Genomic DNA, 4553 nt, shown 5'->3' with positions numbered 1-4553 from the left:
CACGGGGTCTCCACGAGTTCGACGCCTGGGCCTCGACCTTCGGTGACACCACCACCGAACTCGAACTCCAGCCCTCCGGCCGATACAAGCCGGTGAGCCGGTTCGCGAGCTTCGTCAACGTGCCCGAACTGATCGCGATGTTCCGATCCTTCGCCGACGTCGTGCTGCCGGAGGACCTGCGCCGGTACGTGAAGGTGCCGGCGATCACGACGGGCAAGCGGCAGATCCTGACCGCCAAGCCGACGGCGGCCTTCAAACGCCATCAGACGGTGCTCGATGCTCGGATCAAGGCGATCGAAGAGCGCGACCGGCCGGCCGAGCCCGGTGACGACATCCTGCTCTCGGTCATCACCGACGGTCGACACGCGGCGATCGATCTGCGCCTCGTCGATCCCGACAACGACGACGAGCCGGAAAACAAGCTCAACCTCCTCGTCGCCAACGCCTTCCGCATCTGGCGGGAGACGAGGGCGAACGCCTACGTCCGCCCCGACGGCAAGCCCTACGAGCTCGCCGGCGCCGCGCAGATGATCTTCTCCGACCTCGGCACGATCGCGGTGGAGAAGACCCGTGGCTTCTCGGCCTACCGCTGGATCCGTGATGAACTCGTTCGTCTCGGCGTGCCGGCCACCGAGATCGCCTTCATGCAGGACCACAAGAAATCGGAGGCGAAGCAGCGCCTATTCGGCGACGTGCGGGCCGGCAGGGTCCGCTTCCTGATCGGCAGCTCGGAGACGATGGGGACCGGGGTCAACGCCCAGCTCCGGCTGAAGGCGCTCCATCACCTCGACGTGCCCTGGTTGCCCTCCCAGATCGAGCAGCGCGAGGGGCGGATCGTCAGGCAGGGCAATCAGCATGACGAGGTCGACATCTACGCCTATGCGACAGAGGGATCGCTCGACGCAACCATGTGGCAGAACAACGAGCGCAAGGCCCGCTTCATCGGCGCGGCACTCTCCGGCGACACCTCGATCCGCAAGCTGGAGGATCTCGGCGAAGGTCAGGCGAACCAGTTTGCCATGGCCAAGGCAATTGCCTCTGGTGATCAGCGCCTGATGCAGAAGGCCGGGCTCGAGGCGGACATCGCCCGGCTGGAACGTCTGTGGGCTGCCCACGACGATGATCTCTTCTCCGTCCGTCGCCAGATCCGCGATGCCGAACGCGACATCGAGCATGCGACCCGCCGTATCGCCGAGATCGGCGAGGACATCGCTCGTCTGGTGCCGACATCGGGTGACGCCTTCGCGATTTCCGTGGCGGGTGAGATCTTCACCGAGCGCAAGGCCGCTGGCCGCGCGCTGATGAAGGAGATCCTCACCCTCGTCCAGCTCCGGCAGGAGGGCGACGCCGTCATCGCCTCGATCGGCAGCTTCGATGTGGAGTTCCGTGGCGAGCGGTTCGGTGGGGATGGTTTCCGCACCACGATCATGTTGCTCAGGACCGGCGCCGACCACGAGATCGAACTGCCGCTCACCGTTACGCCGCTTGGGGCGATCACCCGGCTCGAGCACGCAATCTCCGGCTTTGAGGAGGAGCGGGAACAGCAGCGGCGCCGGTGTGAAGAGGCGAAGAGCCGCCGCGCTTCCTACCGTTCACGCCAAGGTGGCACGTTCGCCTTCGCCGAGGATCTCGCCGACAAGCGGCGGCGGCTCGGCGAGATCGAGAGGGCACTCGCGGCGGAGGTGGAGGGAGCGCCGAGGCTCGCAGTCTGACGAGGTGCTCTGAAGCCGTGCGGTCGACGACAGACGACCCGAAGGGGACGCACGTCTTTCTGAGAAGAACGGCAATTTCTTGCCTTCAATCCGGATATTTCCGAATATCTACCATGATAATGTAAGTCGCTATAGTGCAGTCTTTGGTTAAGGCAGGTCCGCATTTCGGTCGCTATCGTCCGGCGTCTTTACCACGTCCTCAGGCGAGCGAGTTTCATAGGCGACCGCGAATTCCTCATCGCTCCAGTCCCCGTCGCCGTAGTTGTTTCTGTCGTAGAAATTGAGGCCATGATGGAGGGAGATCGCCACGTGGGGCCCGACGAACGGGCAGGTTGATAGGTAGAAAGCCTGAACGAACGGATTTTCTTCCCATTCACGCTTGATGAAGATCAAACCGCTGGTGCCTTCGATAAACCAAGGCCGGTTACCGAAAGCGGTGAATTGCTGATCAATGATCTCTCGGATGTGGAGCACGGCCGCGAGCGCGTCCTCGTGTAGCGTGGCGTAGGTTGAGGCGTTAAAATGGACAGAGCGGTGGCGCAGCAGCTCGAGCGCGCGGAACTCCTCAGTAGCGCGGGGTAACAGCACGCCCCATGCTTCCAACGTCCCGATGGCCCGAGGCCAATCCTGGAATGATTTATTGCGTGCCACATTCCGATACTCGGTCGTGTGTCGGTAGGAATCGCGCAGATCTAGGATCAGGTGGTTTATGATACGCTCTCCGAGTGCACAGGCGCCGAGCAGCGCAGGGTAGTAGGCTCCGACCACGAATGCTCTCCGGATTTCGTCAAAAAGAGCGTTGTGGTAGCTAATGACGGAAAATGGCTTTGAGCCGATCGCGACGAAGTTAGCGATCTTTGCATCGAGCTCTTGGCTACCGAATTCGGAGGCTAACCCAGCCCGCACGCGCTCGCGGTTTTCGAGATGCAGCCGGCGCGGCGTCTCCTCCCAGCCTTCACCTGGCTCCTCGAAAAAGTAGCACCTCGTGTCGAAATCCATCGTGTTGCTCATGTGCCGGCGACGGCCACGATCGGCGAGCATAGGTTTCCATTCAGCAACCGGCCGCGTCTGATCCACTTGGTCTATTGTCACACGCGGCCGCATTCGCCCTCCTCGCATGGTAAGAAGGCCTTGGTAACCGGCCTATAGCAGCCACAATAATAACAGGGTAGCGGTTATGGGCGCTTTGAGAAAGTGTGCTGACTTGCGATATCCGTTTACGGCGACGGTGACCAATTCCGGATAGCCCGCTTCCGGTGCGATGCAGCCAATCACCAATCGCCCCAACATGGGCGGCCCTCCGGAAGAGTCGATCCGACGGGTTGGATCGTGGTTCAGGAACTCTTCCTCGCAACTCTTCCACCAACTGTGGATAGAATCGAAGAAACGAAGCAACTGGCTCGTCGACCCACTGCACCGGACTAGACCACGTTCGTATTTGTCAAAGACGCTGTCGCCGACTTCGCAGCAGATTGCCGACTTCAGGTTGCGAGAGCATCAGTTTCTTCCCAACCTGCAGAATGTCGTCGGCAAGGGGATCCCTTCGACCTCTTCCTTCAACAGCCGCAACGCCGCATCAGTGACGGCCAAGTCGTCGCCGACGTGAATCCCATCGCCACCTTCTTCCGGATAGTATCCGGCCAGTCCGACGGTCCGGCTGTGCCCCCTGTAGGAGACGACGAAGGGTCGCACACCTCGGCGGAGGAGTTGGCTCGTTTCCGGAGAAACGATGGTCTCCGGCGCCGGTTCATACGGCGGTGGCATCGACGTCACATCACTTCGCTGGGGCATCGAGCTTTTCGGCCAGCCAAGTCTTGATGAGCGACTGATAGGGAACATCACGCTTGTTGGCGACGATCTTGATCCGCTCCAGAAGCGCATTCGGCAATCTCAACGAGATCGAAGTCGAAGACGGCTTCAGGTTCGGAAGACGCACACGTGCAGCCTTGCTCCAGTCGATGTGGTCGACGGAATCGTGGCTTTCCCAATAGGCCCTTTCTTCCGCTTCGGAACGGAACTCGGGCGTAGGCTCATGTTTCCTTGCCATAGACGACCCTCTCTCGTCGGCTCATGTCTCGCGCCGAGATCACGCGGATCTTGCTCTCGTCATCCCGAAGCGTGAACGTGACGTGCAGCAATCTGCCGTCGTCGGTCTGCCCCAGGGCATGAATGCGCTGCTCGGCGGTACTATGGGCGAGATCGGGAACCATCAGCAGAGGGTCGTTGAAGAACACCTGCTCGGCTTCGGACTGACCGACGTCGTGCTTGTCCGCGTTCTTGCGGGCGTTGCCGGCGTCCCAATCGAAGCCCGTGATCCGTTCCCAATCGATCATGCTGTATATTCCCATGATATACACGAAATTCAAGAGGGGAAGAAGGGAGGGAGAAGGGAACCCTCCTCGCGGATCGGCCGGTTCGGCGCCGCTGGCGCTCAACCGCCGCGATCACGATCCCGGCCCGTCGTTCGTCGCAGGGCGCTCCGCGCCCCGCTCGACCTGTCGGGCAGGGCCGCTCCGCCGCGGTTGCCCCGCCCCGTCCGCTCCGCGGGGTCGTGGGGGTCTTCGGAGAAGAAGACGAGGAAGGGTTCGCGGTCCGCGAGCCCGGCAACCCGATGAAGGAGCTTCCCCCATGCAGATCGTCAAGGTCGATCCCCGCGCGCTCGTCGAGAACCCCGACCGGATGCGCCGAACCAAGTCGAGCCCGCAGGCCGACGCGCTGTTGCTCGCGACCATCCGGGCCGTCGGCATCATCCAGCCGCCGATCGTCTCGCCGCAGCGCGACGGCGGCAACGGTTGGGTCATCGACGCCGGACATCGCCGCGTCGCCCAGGCGATCGCCGCC

The 4553-nt window shown here is 62.2% G+C and carries 4 protein-coding genes and 1 pseudogene; 2 read left to right on the top strand and 3 right to left on the bottom strand.

Annotated elements, in window-relative coordinates; all coding sequences use genetic code 11:
* The coding region (locus J3S89_RS21420) for a helicase-related protein (protein WP_338020056.1) at positions 1-1712 on the top strand (1712 nt) is incomplete at its 5' end.
* Between the two features lie 147 nt (positions 1713-1859).
* On the opposite strand, the gene J3S89_RS21415 is transcribed toward J3S89_RS21420, so the two are convergent.
* From J3S89_RS21415 to J3S89_RS21405, 3 genes are all read right to left on the bottom strand, one after another.
* The gene (locus J3S89_RS21415) at positions 1860-2816 is read right to left on the bottom strand and encodes a hypothetical protein (RefSeq protein WP_217931349.1); all 957 of its coding nucleotides are present in this window, start codon (positions 2814-2816) and stop codon (positions 1860-1862) included.
* A 670-nt stretch (positions 2817-3486) separates the two neighbouring features.
* Complete coding sequence (locus J3S89_RS21410) at positions 3487-3759, bottom strand: BrnA antitoxin family protein (protein ID WP_217931347.1); 273 nt, start codon at positions 3757-3759, stop codon at positions 3487-3489.
* Positions 3743-4045: a BrnT family toxin gene (locus J3S89_RS21405; RefSeq protein ID WP_217931345.1), complete on the bottom strand. Its 303-nt coding sequence runs from the start codon at positions 4043-4045 to the stop codon at positions 3743-3745. Before J3S89_RS21405 ends, J3S89_RS21410 begins: the two co-directional genes overlap by 17 nt.
* 295 nt (positions 4046-4340) lie before the next feature.
* Here J3S89_RS21405 and J3S89_RS21400 point away from each other — a divergent pair.
* A pseudogene (locus tag J3S89_RS21400) lies at positions 4341-4553 on the top strand (ParB N-terminal domain-containing protein); the annotation flags it as partial.

Origin of the sequence: Pinisolibacter aquiterrae, assembly GCF_019160155.1 — a bacterium.
Classification (GTDB): Bacteria; Pseudomonadota; Alphaproteobacteria; order Rhizobiales; family Ancalomicrobiaceae; genus Pinisolibacter; species Pinisolibacter aquiterrae.
This window is presented reverse-complemented; position numbering and strand designations above follow the sequence as displayed.

Excerpts from the sequence above, each read along its gene's own strand:
- J3S89_RS21415 (WP_217931349.1), bottom strand. The coding sequence starts at position 2,816 with ATGCGGCCGCGTGTGACAATAGACCAAGTGGATCAGACGCGGCCGGTT.
- J3S89_RS21410 (WP_217931347.1), bottom strand. The coding sequence starts at position 3,759 with ATGGCAAGGAAACATGAGCCTACGCCCGAGTTCCGTTCCGAAGCGGAA.
- J3S89_RS21405 (WP_217931345.1), bottom strand. The coding sequence starts at position 4,045 with ATGATCGATTGGGAACGGATCACGGGCTTCGATTGGGACGCCGGCAAC.